Origin of the sequence: Paenibacillus sp. FSL W8-0194 (assembly GCF_037969745.1) — a bacterium.
Lineage (GTDB): Bacteria > Bacillota > Bacilli > Paenibacillales > Paenibacillaceae > Paenibacillus_AQ > Paenibacillus_AQ cookii.
This window is the reverse complement of the sequence record NZ_CP150205.1, coordinates 532,087-553,440: the sequence shown is the minus strand read 5'-3', so window position 1 is coordinate 553,440 and position 21,354 is coordinate 532,087. Positions and strand designations below refer to the sequence as shown.

The following is a 21,354-nucleotide window of genomic DNA, read 5'->3' as shown; positions in this document are numbered from 1 at the left end:
TGTTTATTTCATGCCGGTCATCGTCAAACCTTTAACGAACTGCTTTTGGAAAATCAGGAACACGACGATGACGGGAATCGTAATTAAGACGGCGGCCGACATCACGACATTGTAATTGACGACATGGGTGCCGTTAAAATAGACCAGCGCGAGCGGAACCGTCATTTTTTCGGTATCGTTCAGCACGATGAGCGGCCATAAGTAGTTGTTCCATGCATTCATGAACGTAAAAATCCCCAGCGCGGACAACATCGGAAAAATAAGCGGCGCGATGATGCGGACCATTAACTTCAGTTCGCCCGCCCCGTCGATTCTCGCAGCCTCGAGCAAATCGTTCGGAATCTCCTCGATAAACTGCTTCGCCAGGAACACGCCGTAAGAGCTGACGAGATTGGGCAAAACGATCGCGGCCAAATTGTTGACGAGCCCAAGCTTGGCGGTAATCAAATACGTCGGAATCATGATGACTTGGAAGGGAATCATCATCGTAGCCAGGATCAGCAGAAACCAAATTCGTTTGCCGCGAAACTGATGTTTGGCGAATACATATCCGGCAAGCGCGCTGGTAAACAGCGTGGCGGCCGTGATGATGACCGAAGTGACTGCGCTGTTCAAGAGCCAGACGCCGAAGGGAGCGTCCGCAAACACCGTACGATAGCCGTCCAGGCTGGGATGCTTGGGCCAAAAGCCGCCTGAGCCCGAAATGATGTCCATGTTGCCCTTGAATGACGAAAGCACCATCCACAGATAGGGGACCAGCATGACACAGGCTGCTACCGTGAGCAAAGCCGTGACGGCAGTATCAAGCCAGACATTTTTGCGACGCATACGTTTTCAGACTCCTTTCAATATTCCCACTGCGTACGGCCCAATCTCAACTGCAGCACAGTGACGATTAATATAATCACGAGGAACAAGGTGGCCAAAGCCGACGCATAGCCCATATTCGAATTGGAAAAGGCCTGGTCGTAAATTTGCAGCGCAAGTACCCTCGTTTCGTTGAAAGGCTCGCCCTTGGTCATGATCTGGAACTGCGGAAATGCTTGAAAATAAGAAATAACGGTTGTAATCGTGACAAACAGCGTCGATCTGCTTAACAACGGCAGCGTCACATGGCGGAATAAATGCCAACGGTTCGCCCCGTCCAAAATGGCGGCTTCATAGTACATCTCCGGAATCGAATCAAGACCCGCCATGAACAGGACGATGTTGTATCCGATATCGGCCCACAACGTCATCATGATGACCGACAGCAAAGCGTAATGCGGATCGCTCAGCCATTGTACCGGCGCGATGTGGAGCTCGCCGAGGATCATGTTGAACAAGCCGTTATGGTAGTTGAACATCGTGCTCCAGACGATGGCCGTCCCGGCAAGCGGAGCAATGGTCGGAAGAAAAAATACGGTGCGGAATAAATCCTTGAGCCAGCGTACCCGCACCCGCTGAATAGCCATCGCAATCAAAAGCGTAATGACAAGATTGGAAATGACGGTAATAAAGACGAATTTGAACGTGACCCACAGCGATTTCAGGACCACCCCGTCCGTAAACATGCGCAAATAATTCGCCGCGCCGACGTAGCGGGCATGATCGCTCATCGGGTTGTATTGAAACAAGGACAAAATCAGACTCCACGCAATGGGAAGGAAGGCAAACACGCCGAACAACAGCAGCACAGGCGTTAAGAAAGCGAATACAAATCGCCGCTCGTTGCGGTAACGGCCAGGCTTCTTTCGCATTCCTGCCCGCTTGTTATCGCTTATTACGGTCGCTTCGTTCATTATCCAGACACTCCGATCATTTATGGTTGTCCTGACTATCGTTTATCGCTCTCTCCATCGTTTTGAGACCGTCTTCCACGCTCTCTTTCCCCGCTGCAATCAGTTGAAAATGATCATTCACCTGCTTGAAGAAATAATCGCGGTCCGCGATCGGACCGATCCATTGCCCGTACTGAAGGACGGAGAGCGATGTTTTCATATATGGATTTTCCTTGACGAATTCCGGGTCAGCCGCAACTTCCTTCTTGGCCGGAACGGTAAAGGTGTCGAGATTCCATGCTTTCAGACGATCCTTCTGCGCCATGAATTGAATGAAATCGAGCGCTTCCGCTTTCGCCTTGCTCTTTTGGGCGACGACGGTTCCCCACCCGGATTCCGCCGCAAAAAACGGTTTTTCCGAGGTGAACGACGGCACGGGCACGTAATCGAAATCCTTCACCTGGTAGTTATCCAGCCCCGCCGCGATCGTCCAAGGTCCGCGGTAGGTCATGGCGGAGTTGCCTTGAAAAAAATAATCCGAGATATCCAGCTGGCTGCCGAAGGTCGTCAAATCCGCCACTTTATTGTCGGCGACGAGCGCCTTAAGCGCCGTCATCGCTTTGACAGCTTCCGGTGTCTGGAAATTCACGTGCTCGTCTTCGCCCCAGAAATGGCCCTTCTGCTGCAAAATGAGCGAGAGAAACGAAAAGGTGATGTTATCGGAGGATACGAAATCGAAGCCTTTCACTTTCAAGCCTTTGCCATCCCGCACGGTCAGCTTTTTCGCGGCATCGACGAGTTCGTCCCATGTGGTCGGCGGACGGTCGATTCCCTTCTCCTTCAACATCTGCGGGTGAATGAGCATGCCGCCGTTTTCGATGTTGTACTCCATCGGAAGCCCGTACAGTTTGCCGTTCAACATATAACCGCCGACAGGCGCCGGGTAATACTCCTTGCTCAGCGATTCCCCGTCCGGAAGCTCGGCAAGCGCGCCGTGACGGGAATATTCCGGCACCCATGTACCGAACATTTCAGCAACGTCGGGAGGGGTCCTCGCCGAAAAAGAGGCTTTTAATTTCTGGTTGTAAATTTCGTAAGGAAAGGTTTGAAATTTGATTTCGACGTTGGGGTGCTCGTTTTGATAGGCTTCAATCTGCTTTTCATAAGCCGCAACGAAAGCGTCTTCCTGATGCGCCCAGAAAACGAGCTTTACCTTGCCGTCAACGCTTGCGTTCAATCCTACTCCTGCCGAGCATCCTGATATTGCAAAATATGCGCAAAAAAATAATAAAATTGCCGCAACTTTAGAAGTTCGCACATTCCTCCTCCTTTCAACCTTTATCCAAGTTCCTATGGCAATGCTCCTCAATCCATATGGAAAATATAGCGCATTCAATGGATTACGTCAATGGTTTCGATTTCATGTTTTGCGGCAAATTTTTCTCGTGTTTTTCTGTATTTGCGCTAAATGCAGTTGACCTCCCATCTCTTTTTCCTTAACATAGAATGTGGGATTTTGCCGCAAAAATAAAAGCAATAACATGACTGACATAGCGAAAAAAGGCAGGTTATACGTTATGCCCACATTAAAAGATATAGCCGAACGCGTCGGCGTTTCCATCTCCACCGTCTCCCGCGTGCTGGCCAACGAATCCAACCGCTCGGTCAACAGCCAAACCAAGCAAAAAATTTGGGATGCCGCACGGGACCTTGGGTACCCCGTCAAGCCGGCCTCTCAAGATCAAGCTCCGACGGTCAAGGGAATCGGGTGCATCGTATCGACGATGCAGGATCGCCATTACCATCCCTACTTTTCGGTGATATGCGAAGGCATCGACAAGGAATTGGCTAGAAACGGTTACAAGCTCGCCTTTACCCATACGCAGGAGGAGCTGAAGCGGCCGGAAATTTGGCGGGAAGTGACGGAAGATCCGCAGATCGAAGGAATCATTTTGATCGAAGGCCTCGATGGAAAAATGTACAACCATATGAAAAAGCACGTCAAACAGATTGTCGGCATCGACGTGTCCGATCCGAGCATCCCGACGATCTCCTACGACCGGGTCGAAGCTGCGCGCATGGCCGTTGCGCATCTGGTCGACCAAGGCCACCGCGATATCATTTTCATCGGCGGAACCGGCCTTTCCGGCAACTTTGAGCGGGAAAAGCGTTACCGCGGCTACAAAACCGCGCTGGAGCAGGCCGGTCTCGCCGTCCAAAGGCAGTATGTCCTGAATGCCGAGTGGGAGCCCGACAATGCTTACCGGCTGATGCTGAAATTCCTTGAGCAGCCGCCCGTCGGTCAGCTGCCGACGGCCGTATTCGCAGCCAGCGACATTATGGCCATGGCCGCGATGCGAGCCATCTCGGAGAAGGGCTACCGGATCCCGCAGGACTTCGCCGTCGTCGGCTTTGACGATAACGAACCGTCGCGGTACACGGTGCCGCCGCTGTCGACCATCCACATCCCGGCATTCGAGCTTGGGGTCGTTGCGGCAAAAACGATGCTCCAATGCATCCACTCCCCGTATCCGCTGCCTGTCAAAATTTTGCTGCCGTTTGAACCGATGTTCCGGCAGTCAAGCGATTGGCGCGTACCGAAGCAGCCATAAGCCGGGAATAACCTATTACGGACGGTGGACGGCGGATCAATGCTGCCCCGAGATCGGACTGGAAACGGGTCCGGAACCGAAAAACTTCCATCACGTCCGATGTCCGATGCGGACAACGAGGCCCTCAACCCCGCGATAAGACGGGATTGAGGGCCTTCCGCTTACTCGGGGAGATGCCCGACATTTCATAATACCGCACACAATGTCGATAGAAATGCGACTTCAATTCGAAGCAAAGACTGCCTTATGATCATAATGCAGCACTAGATTATCATGAAAATAAAGGAGGTGTTTCCCGATTTTAGGCAGCGCTTACATTTGCATAAAAGGAAGTATTTTTCCATTATGAGGACGCAAGAGTAGCACAACAGGGACCCAGAGCCGCTCGAAAAAAACTATTGTAAAGGGAGAATGAAAAACGTGAGAAGCAAAAAACGAATCTTGGCCTCCGTTTGCACCCTAACCATGATATGGGGCATGTTCCTTAGTCCGGCGGGATTCCCCGGCCCTGTCCGGGCAGCCGCCGCTCAAAATTTGGCGGCCGGCAAACCTGCGACGGCATCCGGCCACGCCGACGTATATGTCGCCTCCAACGTAACGGACGGCAATCAGGGCACCTACTGGGAAAGCATCAACAACGCCTTCCCGCAATGGATTCAGGTTGACCTCGGCAAAGAATCCGCCATCAACCAGGCTGTGCTGAAGCTTCCCTCCGGATGGGAAAGCCGGACGCAGACCTTAGCCATTCAGGGAAGCATGGACGGAACCAATTACTCGAACGTCAAGGCATCGGCTAACTATACGTTCGATCCGAATGCCGGGAATACGGTCGCGATCGACTTCCCCGCCGTCAATACGCGTTACGTGCGGGTTCACGTCACCGCCAATACCGGCTGGCCGGCCGCGCAGTTTTCGGAAATCGAAATTTACGGCACTTCCGGCGGCGAAGCCGAACCCGGAGCGATCCCGGGCAAAATCGAAGCCGAAAATTATAGCGCCATGAACGGCATCCAAACCGAACCGACGACGGATACCGGCGGCGGCCTCAACGTCGGGTGGATTCATGTCGGCGACTGGCTGGATTACAACGTTAACGTGCAAAACGCCGGCACGTACGCCGTCGAGTACCGGGTGGCCAGCAATGCCTCCACCGGCGAACTTCAGCTTCAATCCGGCCCGGCGACGCTTGCCACCACAAAGGTGCCGAACACCGGCGGATGGCAAAATTGGCAAACCGTCACTGCATACGTGACGTTAAACGCAGGACCGCAAACGCTTCGCATCTATGCCAGCGGCTATGACTTCAATATCAACTGGATCCGGTTCGTGCCGGACAACGGAGACCATGAACCTCCTGCCGCCCCCGCAAATCTAGCTTTCACGCAGCCGACCCCGGACACGATCAAGCTGACCTGGAATGCGGCGACCGATAATGCAGGCGTTGCCGGATACGATATCTACGCAAACGGCCAGCTCCGCGGCAGCGTCGACGGATCGACGCTTACGTTTACGGACAATCAGCCTTCGAACGCAACCGTGTCCTATTACGTCATCGCCAAAGACGCCGCCGGCAATTCCTCCGCGCCAAGCAACGCCGTCACCCGGTTCGGTTCGGGAGACAACCACACCGGCCGAGGCGCCAACATGCCTTTCACCATCCTTGAAGCCGAGTCTTCCTCCAACAAGACGAACGGAACGAAACTCGCTCCCAACTTTACCCCGGGCGATTTTGCGGGCGAAGCTTCCGGACGTTCGGCCGTTTACCTGGACGCTAACGGAGAATATGTAGAGTTCACCCTCACCTCCCCGGCGAACGCTTTCGTGCTTCGCAATGCCGTTGCGGAGAACACCGCCGGAACGGTCAGCGTGTACGTCGACGGCGTGAAAAAAGGCACCTTTGCCGTCTCGTCCAAATTCTCGTACGTCTATGCCACGCCGTCTACGCTTGGCCGGCTGGGATACGACAACTCGGGTTCCAAGGCGTATTGGCTGTACGAAGATGCCCAGCTCATGCTCGACCAAGTCTATCCGAAGGGCACCAAGATCAAGATTCAAAAAGACCCGGGAGACGTTCCGTGGATTTACGTCGATATGATCGAAACGGAAAACGTCGCTCCGCCCGCCGCTAATCCCGATCCCGGCAAATACGTCCAGGTGTCGAACACCAAATCGATTGAGCAGGCGCTGAACGAATTCAGGCAAGACCCGACCAAAAAGGGGATCTTTATACCGGCCGGCGAATGGACGATTCCTTCCAAGATCTACTTATACGGCCGGGCCACCGAAATTATCGGCGCAGGCCCTTGGCACACCAAACTGATGGCCCCCCAAAACCAAACGAATACCGATGTCGGATTTAATATCGGATCGGAAGCAAACGGTTCAACGATCAAGAACTTGTCCGCCTGGGGCAACTATGTGTACAGGCAGGACGGTCCCGGCAAATTCATCGACGGGAACGGCATGCGGAACGTAACCGTCGAAAACGTCTGGGCGGAGCATTTCGTCTGCCTCTATTGGGGGGTCAACTCTTCCTACAACACATTCAAAAACAACCGGATCAAAAACATGTTCGCGGACGGCATCAACATGACCAACGGATCGTCCTACAATATCATCGACAACAACTACGCCCGCGGCACCGGAGACGACTCGTTTGCGTTATTCAGCGCGATCGATTCGGGCGGATCCTACAACGTGGGCAACAAGTACACCAACCTCACCGCCACCAACGTCAGACGCGCGGCCGCTTTTGCGGTCTACGGCGGTCAAGGCAACCTGTTCCAGAACCTGTACGGCGCGGATACGTTGACCTACCCGGGCGTGACCGTCAGCAGCCTCAGCTTCGGATACAACACGTTAGGTTTCGGCGATCAGGATACCGTCATCGACGGCGTGACGCTCGACCGCACGGGCGGAGATTTCTGGACCAGCGTCGGGGCCGACGATAAAATCAACGACTACCAGAACTTCGGCGCGATTTGGTTCTACGGCGGCGACCGAAGCTTCAAAAATATCGTCGTCAAAAACGTCGACATCAACAATCCGGTGTATTTCGGGCTGATGTTCCAATCCAAATCCCCGGAAAACCTACCGATGGAAAACATCCGCCTGGAGAACATCAACATCAACAATCCGACCCGCTACGGCATCAAGCTTGTAGCCAAAGCGGAAGACGGGCAAGGGCCCGTAGTCGGCGCGGCAAGCTTCACCAACGTTAAAGTGAACAATCCCGGAATCAAGGCCATTTACGGCGAAGACAAAAGCCCGAACTTTAAGGTGATCCGGGTGTCGGGAAACAACTGGTAAGCAAACGAACCGGCTTCGGCAAGCTGAACATGGCCCGGCCGATCACACCAACCGGCTCGTATATGAATAACAATTAAAAGAGAAAGTCACCACGGAGGACTGTAAGGCGGAATCGAACCGCGGCAGTCCTCCGTCCCCGTTATATGCCCCGCATCCCGAAAGCAAAAAGAGGTTCCACCGGGGTGCGCGCCCGAGTGGAACCTCTTTTTGCTTCTTTGAATATCGATTATTGCGCTTTGATCTGGTCGAAAAACTTCGTCTGCACGAGTTTGGCCGCTGCGTCCAGCTGCGCTTTCGAATCCGTTCCTTTCTTCGAGAAGGACTCCTGCACGACGTTGGACATGGCGCCGTAATAGTCCTGCGTTCCGTACTGCGCTTCAGGTTTGCCGTCGATGAGACTCAGCATTTTTTCGTCGTAATGGTAGACGTTGTCGTATTTGGCGTAGATGGCATTGACCTTTTTCGCGTATTCGGAGTTGTCGCTGAAGTAGTTCAGCGGAGCAGGCACGTAATATTTGTTTTTGCCCTTGCGCTCCTGAATGTTGGCGTCGAGGGCTTCCAGGCCTTTATCCGTGAAGTAATCGAACGTGATGTAACGGAAAGCCATTTCCTGCTCTTCTTTCGTCGCGTTCGGGTTGATGACCAAATAGTTGCCGCCCAAAATGCCGATATGCTTGCCGCCTTTTTCCGCCGCAGGCATCGGATAGGCAATGACGTTTTCCGGCTTGAGGCCGCCCTGGTTCAAGGCGGAGTCGATAATATCGTATGCGCCCGCGATGACCATGGCCGTCCGTCCCTGTTGGAACGCGTTAATCGCGTCGCTCCATCCGAGCGCCCAGTCCTGCGGGATCGCGTTCGCTTCCCATCTCAGCTTTTTGTAGAAGTCGAGCGCTTTGACGCCGGCATCGGAGTTGAAGGCCGCCGTATATTTTTCGCCTTCGATGTTTTGGATTTCTCCCCCGGCTTCAAACAGGAAATTGGTCCAGTTCCAGCCGGCCTCGTTGCCCTTGCCCATCGGCGCGATCCCGGAAATGCCCTTCTTGGCGTCCGTGGCGCCTCTGGCGGTGTTGTACATGTCATCCCACGTCCAGTCCATGTCCGGCAATGGAACCTGCTTGGCATCCAAAAGGCCTTTGTTGATGACGGTGGAGGTCACGTAACCGTTTTGCGTGATGCCGTACACTTTGCCGTCCACGATAAACTGGTTTTGCAGGAGCGGGTTCATCTCGTCCTTGTATTCCCAGCTGTTGTAGAGGTCGCTGATGTCCGCCACCCAGCCGTGCTCGACGAGCATTTGGGCTTCGGTCGCGAAGGTGTTGTAGAACGTCGGCGCCTCGTTCGAAGCCATTTTGATGCCGATTTCGTTCACGTTGTACTGCCAGTCGTCCTTGACGATCGTCACGTTCGGATATTTCTCCGTAAACCGTTTGATTTTATCGTCTTCCTGGGCTCTGGCTTCCTTCTGGTCCGGCAGCGGATAGTGGATCTTGATCGTGATCTTTTTCTGCGAAATGTCGTCCGTTTTGGCCGGTTCTTCGGTTTTGCTTCCCGTCCCGCCCGTGCCTTGGGAATCGGTTCCGCTTTTGTTATCCTCCGCCGTTTTATTGCCGCTGCAGGCTGCCAGCATGGCGGCCGACAGCATCAGGCTGAGCAGCAACATGGAAAACTTGCGCATGGAAACTCCCCTTTTCGTTTCAAAGTTATACTTGCCCTTTTATCATAAAAGAGATGATTCGTTCTAACGATGTGCAATCATATGCCCTTCGTGTGCAGGCCTACGATGTTGCCGGATGTTATCCCTTCACCGCGGACAGGCTGACGCTCCGCATAATAAACCGCTGGAACACTAGGAACACGAAAATCGGCGGCACCATGACCATGAAGAGGATCGCGAATTTGATGCTGTTGTCCATGCTGCGCGCGTTGATGACGTATTTGTAGATCGCCGTCGCCAAGGTGTATTTCTCTTCGCTGTGCAGCACCAGGGACGGCCAGAACCAGTCGTTCCAGGCGCCCGAAAAAATAAAGATCGCCAGCGTCGCAAAAATCGGCACGGACAGCGGGACCGCAATGCGGATGTAGCTGTTGATTTCCGAAGCTCCGTCGATTCGCGCGGCCTCGAAGATTTCCGGATGGATGCCGTCAAAAAAATTTTTCATCAGCAGGAAATAATACGCGCTTGCCCCCGCCGGAAGCCAGAACGCCCAGAAGGTGTTAAGCAGCCCGAGGTCCTTTAGGTTGACGAAGTTCGGAATCATGTAACTCGAAGCCGGAATAAATAACGTCATCAAAATAAAGAAGTAGATCGCCCGGTGATAGGGCACCTTCAGGCGCGAAATGCTGAAGGACGCAAGGCCGAGCACGAAAATCGTCATCACCAGGTTGCCGGCGAATACAAACAGCGTGTTTTTCAGGAACATCGGCAGATCGATGTATTCCCAGCCTTCCTTGAAGTTGCTCCAGTTCCACGTCTCCGGGAAAAAATGCGGCGGAAACGTGTTGACTTCCTGATTCGTTTTCAGGCCGTTGAACATCGTCATCAAAATCGGATACAGCATCGTCACGATCATGACGAGGATGCCGAACACCATGAGGCCGTACACGACCCGGTTCAACGGCTTTTTCAGGTCGGAATCGGACAGGATACCGCGTTCATGCTGCTTGCTCATCTTTCATACTCCTCCTTGTTCAGCTTGTATTGAAGAAGGCCCACCAGGCTGAGCACGATGAACATCAGCATGCCGAGCGCCGTGGCCGTGCCGTAATCCAGCCGCGTAAAGGCGTATTTGACGATGAGCAGCGCATACGTCAGCGTCGCGTTGTTCGGTCCGCCGTCCAGCAAGGCCAGCTGCGACTGGTATGCCTGCGACGTGCCGATGACCTGTAAAATGAACATCAGGATGATCAGGCTGCGCATCGAAGGAAGCGTGATGTGCCGAATCCGGCTCCATACGCCGGCGCCGTCGATCTCGGCCGCCTCATACCAATCCCGCGGAATGCTGAGCACGCCGGCCAGGTAAATCAGCATCGCCGACCCGAACTGCTGCCACGTCTCCATGAACACGATCGCGATCATCGACCAGCGGCTGTCCGAAATGAACGACACCGGATCGACGCCGAGCGAGCTGAGCAGCCCGTTGATCGGCCCGACCGGATCGTACATCCATCTCCACATGCCGTACAGCACCACGCCGGGCACGACGAACGGCAAATAGGCGGCGATGCGCGCGAAGCCTTGGAACCGGCGCAGCTCCGAAATCGCGATGGAAGCGACGATCGGCACCCAAAATCCGATAATGACCGTCAGCAGCATGTAATACAGCGTATTTTTGATCGCCGTCCATACGTCAGGATCATGGAACACCCGGACGTAGTTGTCCAGACCGACAAAGGTGTTGCCATTGACGAAATCGATCTCGTAAAAGCTGTACAAAGCCCCTTTGGCGATCGGCACCCATAAAAACAAAATAAAAATCACGACAGCCGGCAGCAAAAACATGTATCCCCAAAAGTGCTTTTTCAAAAGGCCTCTTCTTTTGGACGATTGGTTCTCGATGGCCGGCTGCCTCACCAAACCTGGCTCCCCCATGGTTCTCCCTCATTCCTTGTTGATTTCCAGCTTACGTTTCATTGTAGGAAAGGGAGCTGCCCTGGAACATGTCTAGTTCTATGTGAATTATGGTTGATCTTACTTCTTCTATTTCTTCAGGTCGCTCGGGCTGACGCCGTAGTACTTTTTGAAAATTTTGCTGAAGTGCTCCGGCGATTCGTAGCCGACCCGCTCGGCGATTTCGTAGCGGCGCAGATCGGTGTGCAGCAGCAGCGAGCGGCTTTCCTCCATCCGCAGCTTCACCACGTATTCCCACAGGTTGAAGCCGGTCATTTTTTTGAATAAATAGCTCAAATAGTTCGGGCTGACATGGTTGCGCCTTGCGACCTCTTGGATCGTGAGCCCTTTTTGGCAGTAGTTGTCTTCGATGTAGGCTTTGGCCTGCTCCACGATGCGGTTGCTCTGGGTGGAAAGCTCGTCGGGGTTCGGGTCGCGGGCATAGTTATGCCAGCTGAAATCGCCGTAATAAAAAACGTGGTAATCGCCGTGCTCCCGGGCCCAAAGCATCGCCTTGTCGGCCTGGCGGCTGAGTACGTGGACGAACTGCAGCCCTTTCAGGATCTGGCTGATGCCGACCGTGCACTCCATTTTCAAATATTTGCCGATATGATGGTGCATGCTCCGGCCGATCATCTCCAGCTGGCTGATCCGGTTCGCATGCTGCTCCTCGTATGCCTCCTCGCTCCATTGCGCCAAAATATTGATGCTGCGGTCGGGCGCATAAAATACCCGCGCATCCAGCTCCCGATCCAGCAGCTCCTGGATGATGTTCAGCGAAGCGTACTGCATGAGCGGAATGTCCTTTTCCGGAAACGGGCTTTCCCCGTCCGTCCCGTTCAAGGCAAGCTTCACCTTGATGACGGCGAAATAAGGTCCGGCAATCCCGATGCTTTCGTAATACGGCTGCTCGGGATACGGCTCATCCGGATGTTCGACGGTTTCCGCGAGCAGACGGTTCAGCGGCTCGTTAACCTCCGGCTGCGGTTCCTCCATGCGAAAATCCCCTTGGCCGCCCGACAGCACCTCTTCCGTGCGCGGCAGCGGCTTATCCATCTTGAGCAGCACGCTGCGCACCGAGTCGAGAAACTGCTCGCTGTTCAGCGGCTTGATCAAATAATCGCGCGCCCCCAGGCGGATGGCCATCTGCGCATACTGAAACGTCTCGTGCGCGGAAATGATGATCGTCTGCACCCAAGGTTTGACGATTTTGGCTTGATGCATCAGCTCGATCCCGCTCATTTCTCCCATTTGGATATCCGTGATGAGCAGATCGATATCCTCCATGCGAATGTAATCCAGCGCTTCTTCTCCGCTCCCCGCCGTCATGATTTTGCCGATGCCAAGGCCCGAAGCGTTCAAAAGCCCGGCCAGCCCTTTGCAAATCAGCGGTTCGTCATCCACGACCAAAATGTTGTACATCGCTTTAGTGCCTCCTTTTAGTCCTCCTGCCTCGTGATCTGCAGCGATACGGTGACCGTCGTGCCTCCGCCTTCCCGCGCCTCGTAAGCCAGTCCGTATTCGGGCCCGAAATGCAGCTGCAGGCGCTGGTGAATGTTGCGGATGCCGTACCCTTTCGCGGGATTCTGCGAATCGTCGCCGAGCACTTTGCGGATCGTTTCGTAATCCACGGGTTTGAAGCCGTTGTCCGAAATGCGGATGTACAGCACGCCCCGGCGCTCTTCGGCGGCAATTCGGATTTCCCCGTCTTCGCCCATATTTTTAATGCCATGAATGATCGCGTTTTCGATCAGGGGCTGGAGCGTGATTTTCGGAATGTGGACTGAATACAAATGCTCCGGTACGTCCATTTCGACGCGGAAAGCATAATCGTACCGGTTCTGCTGCAGCTTGATGTAAGCCGTGGCATGCTCGAGTTCCTCTTCCAGCGTAATCAGCTCCCGCCCGCGGCTGAGGCTGATTTTCATCAGCTTGGACAAATCCTTGATCATTTCGGCGGAAGTCGTGTTCCCTTCCATCATGCTTTTCCAGTAGATGCTCTCCAGGGTGTTGTACAGCAAATGCGGGTTGATCTGCTGGTATAAAAGCGAAAGCTGGAATTCCTTCTGCTTCAGGTCCATCGCGTATTGATAATGGATGAGATCGTTCAGCCTTCGCGCCATGTCATAGATCGTGGAGATCAGCACGCTGACCTCGTCGTTTCGTTTCCGCAGCGGGGTCTGCGGCACGATCTGGCCGGGTTCGTACCTGCGGACGAAAAACACCAGCTTTTGCAGCGGCGTCATCAGCGACCGCCAGAAATACAAAATGATGATCAGGCCGACGATAAAATAAGCGATCGAAATGACCAGAATGACCCGCTTGATTTCGTTCTGCTGCTGAAGCAGTGCTTTGACGGGCACTTTGTAGATCAGCTTCTGCTGAAGCACGTAATTGTAATCCGCCACGTAGATGAAATCCTTCGCGATCACGTCCTTGACGCCAATGGCGGAATTGCCGGGGTCAAGCTCCGGCGGCAGGTCGAGCACGCCCGTTCTCCCTTGTTCCGTCGTCGTCAAAATATGGTTGTTCCAATCGGTAAAATAAATCTCGCCTTCCGGCAGTGACACCGTTTTCAAGGATTCGCCGATCCGGGCATCGACGTTGGACACCGCCAGCACGCCGATCGTCCCGCCTTTGTAGATGTTGTTGATCGCCCGCACGTAAAGAAGCGTCTGCTGATCCTTCTGTCCCTTCACGGGAGGGGAAAGATGATCCGTCAGCCTCAAATAACCGTTCCCTTTGCGGGAAACGGCTTCGTCGAACCATTCCGGTTTTTCCTTCTCGCTCGAAAAGAAATACAGCCCCGACTTTTTCGATTCCGGGTAATAAGGGGCAAAAAAATAAGCGTTATCCGGATCGTACACGTACAGCGAATAATACAGCGGCTCCCGCTCATCGGTCTCCTGCGAATAGGTATTGAGCATGACCTCGATTTTTTCGTAATTTTTCACCCGGGTCAAAATCGTTTCGTCCCCGGCCGTGCTGAGCTGCTGAATCATCGCATTTTGCAGCACGGTGGACGTCACCTTGTTGATCGTCTCGATATCCCGGCTGATGAGCTTGAAGTTTTGCTTGTTCAACTCGATGTACGCATTGGTCACGTGGCGTTTCAACACTTGCCCGGCCTTGCCGTTGCCGTAACTGTTCAGGATAAAAAGCGGAATGACGAGCACCAGAAACAGCAGGATCATCTGCTGCTTGACGTTCATTTTCGTTAACGGGTTCCGCAGCTTCATCTGCCAACACCTCCGCCCTTTCAATATATCAGTTCTAAAATCGGGCCAGTATGTGCATTTCTACGATCATCATGGGCATTTCCACATACGCGGCGATTGTCAGAAAATGTAACTCTAGTGTAAAGCATTTTGGGATGCTTGCCAGTTTTTTTATGGTAAAAACAAGCGGCGAACGAAAAAAACGGAGCAAACGAACAAATGAAGAATTTTCCTGTTTTTGATATGATGGCATAGAGGTGAGTCCGATGATGATTCGAGAGCAATGTACCTGCCCTTTAGAGGTTGTACATGACATTATAAAGGGCAAATGGAAAACCATGATCATTTATCAACTAAAAGACGGTAGTATGTCCTTGGCCCAACTGGAGAGGGATATCGACCAGATCACCCAAAAGATGCTGCTGCAGCATTTAAGAGAGCTCAGGTCTTCCGGAATCGTCGATAAAATCAAAACGGAGGGTTATCCGCTGCACGTCGAATATTATCTTACCGAGCGCGGAAAAAGGCTGCTGGACGCGGTGTTGATCATGCAGGAAATAGGCATTGATTACATGGTGGAGATGGGGCAAACCGAACTTCTCGACCGCAAAGGCATTCCATACCCACAAAAAAGTGGGTAATTCACGGTACGTCATACCGGTACTATAATGCGTGTAGAAACCAACTTTTCTACGAGCAAAGGAGCCATGTACCATGAATACTGCATTTATATCGGTAGACATTCAGAACGATTATTTCAAAGGGGGCCGAAACGAGTTATATCATCCCGACCAGGCGTTAACTCATGCCCAAGAAGCATTGGAGCTGTTCCGGGAAAAGAACCTGCCCATCATTCATATTCAGTGCATTCTTCTGGATGAGCAGGCTACGTTTTTCCTCCCCGGCACCGAAGGAATCCGCATTCATGAAGGCGTAAAACCTCGATCCGACGAAAAAGTAATCGTCAAACATACGCCGGACAGCTTTTTTCAAACCGAATTGCAAGAGCATCTTGAATCGATCCAAGCAAAGCGGTTGGTCATTTGCGGCATGATGAGCCACATATGCATCGATTCGACGGTTCGAAGCGCAAGCCGCTTGGGATATGAAGTGGTGCTGCTGGACGATGCGTGTGCCACCAGGGACTTGGAATGGAACGGTGCCGTGATTCCGGCCCAAACCGTCCATGATGTTTTTATGGCATCGCTGCAGGGTACGTTTGCTCAAGTCATCCCCACAAGCAGCCTTCGCGACATGATTTAGGCATACATGATAAGAGGCTCCTTTTGTCGCGTTACTGAGCGGCAGATATGCTTTTGAACACGGAACCATAAAAAAGAAGCCTGGAGCAAATCTCTGCTCTCGGCTTCTTTTCAACTAAATAAACTCAGCAGCTCTTTCCGCCGTTTTTCCCCGGGTTCATCGGGTTCTTTCCTTGATCTTCCGCCAGCTTCTCGCCGAATTGATCCAGCCGTCCAGGGGAGGAGGCAGGTCCGTCATTCTTCGGTTTGTTGTTTCTTCCAGTCATAACGTTCACCTCCATACATAACATGAGCGCCTGACCTTGTTTTCATACCCCGATCTTGATCTCACGATCCGATAGACTGATTTAACCTATCCTTCCGCCAAAAACGGCAACATCTCTATCTAAGACGATACAGTTCGTCGATGCGCGGCCGGTCGACGGGAACCGTCATGTTCAATTCCTGCATGAAATGTTTCCGAATCTCCCCGTTCTCGTCCAGCGCATACCCGCCAAAGGTCGCGCCCGGATTGGCAAAGACGGGCATAAACGGCTTGATGGTGACGGATTCGGGCGCTTCCTTGAAGCGATCCAGCACGATATCGAACGCTACCGTCTTTCGGTCCGGATAAATCCCTTTGCCGCCGATTTGATTTCCCTTTTCGCCGTTGCTTCCGACCACCTCAAAAAGCAGGTTGCCCTTCTCGGCATCGGTCCATTCATGGTCGGCATGGACTTCCAGCCTTAGGATCGTTGAAACCGGCGAGAATTCCAATTCTTTTACCGTCATGGATAGCCCGTTCCACGTTTTCTGTTCACCGGATGAAACGGTCACGCGATCCGCCTGTTTATAGACAGGGAGCGTGATCACGAAAGGATCCTTGAAGCCTTCCAGGGTAATCTTCAATGTGAGCGAAAATTTGTCCGGCAAATGCGTGGAATTCGGGACCGAGCCATTGCTGTTGTTAAAGACATGGAACAACACCGCGTCGTCATCGGCCGACGGTTCCCATGTCAAATCCGGACGGTACGATCCCGGAAAACTATTCATCGCAACGCCGTCCACGAACATTTCGGCATCTTTGATCGCTCCCTTTTCGTAGACGATTTTTGATTCGCCGCCCGAACGAACTTCTTTATAATCGGATATTCCTCCGTGAAAATCTCCGCCCTCCCGTTGAAGGGAAAACGACAGAAGCGTGCCGTCGAATACGACCTCGCGTATTTTAAGAACCGTTCCGTCATGTTCGTCGTAGGCCTCGGGATTCGATACAAGCCCCTGTTCTTCCGCCGTCCGCAGCCCCAATTCGTCCGCAAGCTTAAAAATGCCGCCGACGACAGGGATCTGTTTCATCGTTTGAGCCATCGCCGGAGAAACGAAGCCGCTTCCCAAAACCGCGATCAAGGCGGCAGCCGACGCCGCTGCAGCGATTTTGCCGGTTTTCTTTCGTTGACGGTCTCTTCCCGGCCGCGCGTCCTCTTCCATTTCGGCCAAAGCGGCGTAGATTTCATCCTGCTTGCGGCGGATCAGCTCCGGAACCTCCGCGGCGATTTGTTTCTTGCCGGATTGTGTCAGTTCACGTTCCAAATCAAACAGGCTCATACGATAAATCCCCCTCCTTTCCGTTTTTCATTTGATCCGCCAAAATGCCCCTTGCCCGGTGCAGGCGCGCCCGGACGGCACCGTTCGAAATGCCGAGAATTTCTGAAATATGCTTAATCGGAAGATCCTGATAATAAAACAGATGGATGACGATTCGAAGCGACTCGTCCAACCGGCTCACCGCCTCCTGAAGATCCACCTTCTGATAGCTGCCATAATAAGCCTCCGAGGTTTTCGCTTCCGGAAGCTCGTCCATCACCACGGTCCGCTGCCTGTTTCGCAGCAATTGATTGCATTCGTTGATAAGAATCCGGATCATCCATGTCTTGAAATATTCAGGTTTTCTTAAAGTCGACAGCGATTTATAGGCTTTCAGCGTTGCCTCCTGCATCGCATCCGCGCAGTCTTCGTCTCTTCTCAGAATGGACTTAGCCAAGCTGTACAGCCGGGGCTCCAGACCGCGCATGATGCGGACGAACGCATCCAGGTCTCCCTTCTGCGCCTTCTTGACTTCAAGTGCCATGGTTACCACGTTGCTTTCATCTCCTTTTAAAGGCCCTCTATGGATTAGATGGTCCGGAGGCGCGAAATGTTATATGGAAAAAATTGCGGCAGAACGAAGAATCCCTTCCCGGCGAACAGGTGCCTGCCGGAAAGGGACCGCGATGTTTTCAAAATTCATTGAACCCTAAAAAAAGTGTAGGATAAGCCTTTTATTCTGCTGCTTCTATTTTATCTTGGCAGTCATTTCGAGATCTTTCAAGTATTCCATCACCACTTCGCCTTGGTCATCTACCTTGAATGCGCCGGATGTGGCGCCCGGTTCCTCAAAGACGGGTTTGGCCGGCTTAATCGTAATGGACTTGATGTTTTTCCCCTGCATATCCAGGAAGAAGTCGTGGTACATGACCCCCTTGGCCCCGTTTTCGTCGGTGCCTCTTCCGCCCGATAACTGCTCGATTTTACGGCCTTGATCGTCATAAAAATCGTACAGCATCGTCGTGTTCGCGTCCACCCCCGTAACGATCAGCTGCAGTCTCGCGGAATGCGAAGTCACGTTTGCCTTTTTGAATGTAATGGAGGTTTTACCCGATTTTTTCGTGATGTTCGGATTCAGCTTCTGCACCGTGCCTGCATTTTTTTGTACGGGAACGTTCAGCGTATACGGCTTGTTGACGCCTTTCAGCGTAATCTTCGCCGTGAGTTTGAAGTTGTCCGGCAAAGCCTTCAGGCTGGCTATATCTCCGAGATAAGTCGCATCGGCCATCGTGATGAGCGCTTTGTCCGGGCCGGAGCCCGCTTGCCAAGTAACGTTGGGGCGCTCCCATAGCTTGGACCCGCCGTACGCATTGGCGGAGATACCGTTAATAAAGAGTTCCAGGGATGTAATCGCTCCTTTTTCCTGAACGCTTTCTTGTTTTTGATCATCCCATTTCCAGTCGGTCATGCCTCCGACGAGGCCCTTTCCGTTACGTTCGACTTCCAGCTGAACGACGTTGCCGTCGTATGTCGCCTTGGAGACGCGCAGGGAAATGTCTTGCTGAGTCACGGTGCCGGAAGCGGATTTGGTTGCCTGAGCCTGGGCGGCGTAGGCTGTCCCCCATGCGGCTCCTCCCAATACGCAGCTGGCCAAGACGGCGGCGCTCATCACTTTATATATCGACTTCATTTATAGTTCCTCCTAAACATTTCAGTATCGTTCGAGGGCCCTCTATAGGATTAGATGGACCGGGGACCGGAAATGTTATACGGCGTTTGCGTAGGCATGGCTCAAATTGTCATTTTCGTTCGCCCTTTAACCTTGGCGCCTTCCGTGCAATGTTGAGTCGGGAGGAGGATGTGAATGACGGTGCCTTTCGCTTCCGGATCGAGCCAAATCCGCCCGTCATGCCGCTCGACGGCGCCTTTGGCGATGGATAGTCCCAGCCCGCTCCCGCCGTCGCTCCGGCGGGCCCGGTCGCCTCGAACGAACGGCTCGAACACGGTTTCTTTCACTTGGTCCGAGATCCCCGGCCCGTTATCTCCTACCGTCACCCGAACGTTTTCTTCCGAAACCTCCAGCGATAGCCATACACGGGCCCCCTCCGTATTGTACTTCAACGCATTGGCCAACAAATTCGTGACCGCCCGGCGTATCAGCCCCTCGTGGCAGCACACCCTGACCGGCGTTTCCGGAATCCGGACATCGAAGGCGATGCCTTTTTGCTCAAACGAATCATATAGATCGGCCGCCGCGGTACGGCACAGCTCCGCCAAATCTTCGGTCCTGCGCTCGTACGCCGGCTCCAAGCTTTCAAGCTTGGTCAGCTCGAACAAGTCATCGACAAGCGAAGCGATGAACTTGGCTTTCAAATAAATGCGGTTTGCGAATTCGAACCGTTGCGTTTGGTCCTGTTCCATGCCGAGCCGCAGCACTTCCGCATAACCTTGGATCGTCGTAATCGGCGTTTTGAGGTCATGGGAAATATCCATCATCATCCGGCGGCGCCCTTCTTCAAGCTTCCGTTTGGCCGCCTCGGCCTGCTTAAGCCTGTCGGCCATGCGGTTGAAGCGAAACTGGAGGTCCATCAGCTCCCGGTCGGCCCGATAAAAAAGCCTCTCGTCTTCCCAGCCTTCGGCGATGCGGTCGAGTCCGCGGGTTACCGCGGCGAGCGGCTTCGTAATCCGTTTGGCCGTGATCCGGCTGTACAGCCATACACTTGCCAAAAACGCGGCGGCGAACCACAACAAGCCCCGCAGCAGAAAACCGACAAATACGCGGGTGGTTTCGGCGTTCGTCTTGGCCAACCGGCTTTCCTTCTGAACGGCCCCGCCCGGGATCGCGACAAGCAGCCGGTATGGCCGGCCGTCAGGCGCAACGAAAGGCGCCAAGGAATAGTAGGCCGAACGGTTTCCATCATAAAACATCGCGTACACCTCCTCCTCCGTATAAGCGGATTTGGCTTTTTCCTTGCCGCTGCCGCGCGAAAAAACGACGTGCAAATCGGAATCCAGCACCTGAATGTAACCGCCCAAGGATTGAACGGTTTCATAGGGGATCTTTTCCCAATCGTCCCGGATCAAATGGCTGGCTTCGACCATAGGCAGCGTTTGGTTCAAGTACTGGTCCCGCGCATCGTACATGCCTTTGTACACCATGAAACCAATGATGCCGAGAATGACGGAAAAAAGGACGTAATTCAGCATTAAGCCAGCATGGACGCTGCGCATGTTCCTCATGGCGCCACGTCCCTTGGATCCAGTTTGTATCCCAGCCCTTTAATGGTCACGAGAAACCGCGGTTCCCGCGGGTCGTCCTCCAGCTTGTCCCTCAGCCTGCTGATCTGAACCATGACGGTGTTGCTGTCCTCCAGATAAGGCTCGTTCCATACGTTTTCGTATATTTGGCGTTTCGTGAATATCCTTCCCGGCGATTCCATCAAAAGCTTGAGCAGCTTATATTCGAGCGGCCCAAGCGCAATCTCTTCGCCTCGTTTGTACAGCATGCAGGCTTCATGATCCAGCTTCAGCGGCCCGCAGACGGTGGCAAGCTTCGGCGAAGCACCGTCTCCGCCGGCCCCTTTCAGCTCATAATAACGGCGAAGCTGGGCTTTGATTCTCGCCACCACCTCGATCGGGCTAAACGGTTTGGAGATGTAGTCGTCCGCCCCGATCCCAAGCCCGGTCACCTTGTCCACGTCACCGCCCTTGGCCGACAAAATGATAACGGGGATCGTATGTTTTTCCCGGATCCGCCCGATCAGCTGGTAGCCGTCCAGCTCCGGCATCATAATATCGACCACGGCCAGGTCCACCTGTTCCTGCTGAATGATCCTCCATGCCTCCTGCCCGTTTCCCGCCACGATCACGCGGCAGCGCTCCCGCTCCAGAAACAGTTTCAGCAGCTCCGCAATCTCCGGCTCGTCATCCGCGACAAGAATCGTACGCTCCTCGATCTCTCTTCGTTCATGCATCAATATGATTTCTTCCTCCACTTGTATGTTGGCGGCTTGTCCGCCCTAT

18 protein-coding genes are annotated in these 21,354 nt (G+C 53.4%); 4 read left to right on the top strand and 14 right to left on the bottom strand.

Annotated features, from left to right (window positions below):
- Nucleotides 1-3: 3 nt before the first annotated feature.
- The 3 genes from MKY58_RS02375 to MKY58_RS02365 are packed head-to-tail and all read right to left on the bottom strand — an operon-like array spanning nt 4 to nt 2,997.
- The gene (locus MKY58_RS02375; RefSeq protein WP_339323302.1) at nt 4-828 is read right to left on the bottom strand and encodes a carbohydrate ABC transporter permease; all 825 of its coding nucleotides are present in this window, start codon (nt 826-828) and stop codon (nt 4-6) included.
- A gap of 17 nt (nt 829-845) precedes the next feature.
- The gene (locus tag MKY58_RS02370) at nt 846-1,739 is read right to left on the bottom strand and encodes a sugar ABC transporter permease (protein WP_339323301.1); all 894 of its coding nucleotides are present in this window, start codon (nt 1,737-1,739) and stop codon (nt 846-848) included.
- A 58-nt stretch (nt 1,740-1,797) separates the two neighbouring features.
- A complete protein-coding gene (locus tag MKY58_RS02365; RefSeq protein WP_339323300.1) occupies nt 1,798-2,997 on the bottom strand; it encodes an ABC transporter substrate-binding protein in 1,200 nt (399 codons plus the stop codon).
- Between the two features lie 340 nt (nt 2,998-3,337).
- Between MKY58_RS02365 and MKY58_RS02360 the strand changes: the two genes are divergently transcribed.
- Together MKY58_RS02360 and MKY58_RS02355 are read left to right on the top strand one after the other, a co-directional pair.
- On the top strand, nt 3,338-4,372 hold the full coding sequence (locus tag MKY58_RS02360) for a LacI family DNA-binding transcriptional regulator (protein WP_339323299.1): 1,035 nt from the start codon (nt 3,338-3,340) through the stop codon (nt 4,370-4,372).
- Nucleotides 4,373-4,783: 411 nt separating this feature from the next.
- Nucleotides 4,784-7,681, top strand: coding sequence for a carbohydrate-binding protein (locus MKY58_RS02355; RefSeq protein ID WP_339323298.1), 2,898 nt, complete (start codon nt 4,784-4,786; stop codon nt 7,679-7,681).
- 226 nt (nt 7,682-7,907) lie between these two features.
- Here MKY58_RS02355 and MKY58_RS02350 read toward each other — a convergent pair whose 3' ends face one another.
- The 5 genes from MKY58_RS02350 to MKY58_RS02330 all read right to left on the bottom strand — a co-directional run bounded on the left by MKY58_RS02350 (nt 7,908) and on the right by MKY58_RS02330 (nt 14,527).
- Entirely contained in the window at nt 7,908-9,356 is a 1,449-nt protein-coding gene (locus MKY58_RS02350) for an extracellular solute-binding protein (RefSeq protein WP_339323297.1), read from the bottom strand.
- Nucleotides 9,357-9,474: 118 nt separating this feature from the next.
- Nucleotides 9,475-10,350 carry a carbohydrate ABC transporter permease gene (locus tag MKY58_RS02345; RefSeq protein ID WP_339323296.1) on the bottom strand — a complete coding sequence of 292 codons (876 nt, stop codon included), beginning with the start codon at nt 10,348-10,350 and terminating at the stop codon, nt 9,475-9,477.
- Nucleotides 10,347-11,270, bottom strand: coding sequence for a sugar ABC transporter permease (locus MKY58_RS02340; RefSeq protein ID WP_339323295.1), 924 nt, complete (start codon nt 11,268-11,270; stop codon nt 10,347-10,349). Before MKY58_RS02340 ends, MKY58_RS02345 begins: the two co-directional genes overlap by 4 nt.
- Before the next feature lie 108 nt (nt 11,271-11,378).
- A complete protein-coding gene (locus MKY58_RS02335; RefSeq protein WP_339323294.1) occupies nt 11,379-12,710 on the bottom strand; it encodes a response regulator in 1,332 nt (443 codons plus the stop codon).
- Nucleotides 12,711-12,727: 17 nt separating this feature from the next.
- The gene (locus tag MKY58_RS02330; RefSeq protein WP_339323293.1) at nt 12,728-14,527 is read right to left on the bottom strand and encodes a histidine kinase; all 1,800 of its coding nucleotides are present in this window, start codon (nt 14,525-14,527) and stop codon (nt 12,728-12,730) included.
- 245 nt (nt 14,528-14,772) lie between these two features.
- On the opposite strand from MKY58_RS02330, the gene MKY58_RS02325 reads away from it, so the two are divergent.
- Complete coding sequence (locus tag MKY58_RS02325; protein ID WP_339323292.1) at nt 14,773-15,147, top strand: helix-turn-helix domain-containing protein; 375 nt, start codon at nt 14,773-14,775, stop codon at nt 15,145-15,147.
- Between the two features lie 73 nt (nt 15,148-15,220).
- On the top strand, nt 15,221-15,769 hold the full coding sequence (locus MKY58_RS02320) for a cysteine hydrolase family protein (protein ID WP_339323291.1): 549 nt from the start codon (nt 15,221-15,223) through the stop codon (nt 15,767-15,769).
- A 124-nt stretch (nt 15,770-15,893) separates the two neighbouring features.
- Here MKY58_RS02320 and MKY58_RS02315 read toward each other — a convergent pair whose 3' ends face one another.
- The 6 genes from MKY58_RS02315 to MKY58_RS02290 all read right to left on the bottom strand — a co-directional run bounded on the left by MKY58_RS02315 (nt 15,894) and on the right by MKY58_RS02290 (nt 21,305).
- Nucleotides 15,894-16,034: a hypothetical protein gene (locus MKY58_RS02315; protein WP_197069941.1), complete on the bottom strand. Its 141-nt coding sequence runs from the start codon at nt 16,032-16,034 to the stop codon at nt 15,894-15,896.
- Nucleotides 16,035-16,149: 115 nt separating this feature from the next.
- Nucleotides 16,150-17,352 (bottom strand): DUF4179 domain-containing protein, encoded by a 1,203-nt coding sequence (locus tag MKY58_RS02310; protein ID WP_339323290.1) that lies wholly within the window; start codon nt 17,350-17,352, stop codon nt 16,150-16,152.
- Nucleotides 17,339-17,875 carry a sigma-70 family RNA polymerase sigma factor gene (locus MKY58_RS02305; protein ID WP_339325021.1) on the bottom strand — a complete coding sequence of 179 codons (537 nt, stop codon included), beginning with the start codon at nt 17,873-17,875 and terminating at the stop codon, nt 17,339-17,341. Before MKY58_RS02305 ends, MKY58_RS02310 begins: the two co-directional genes overlap by 14 nt.
- 204 nt (nt 17,876-18,079) lie before the next feature.
- A complete protein-coding gene (locus MKY58_RS02300; RefSeq protein WP_339323289.1) occupies nt 18,080-19,021 on the bottom strand; it encodes a DUF5643 domain-containing protein in 942 nt (313 codons plus the stop codon).
- Nucleotides 19,022-19,122: 101 nt separating this feature from the next.
- Complete coding sequence (locus MKY58_RS02295) at nt 19,123-20,571, bottom strand: HAMP domain-containing sensor histidine kinase (protein WP_339323288.1); 1,449 nt, start codon at nt 20,569-20,571, stop codon at nt 19,123-19,125.
- Nucleotides 20,568-21,305, bottom strand: coding sequence for a response regulator transcription factor (locus MKY58_RS02290; protein ID WP_339323287.1), 738 nt, complete (start codon nt 21,303-21,305; stop codon nt 20,568-20,570). The genes MKY58_RS02295 and MKY58_RS02290 overlap by 4 nt, the downstream gene beginning before the upstream one ends.
- Nucleotides 21,306-21,354 lie beyond the last annotated feature (49 nt).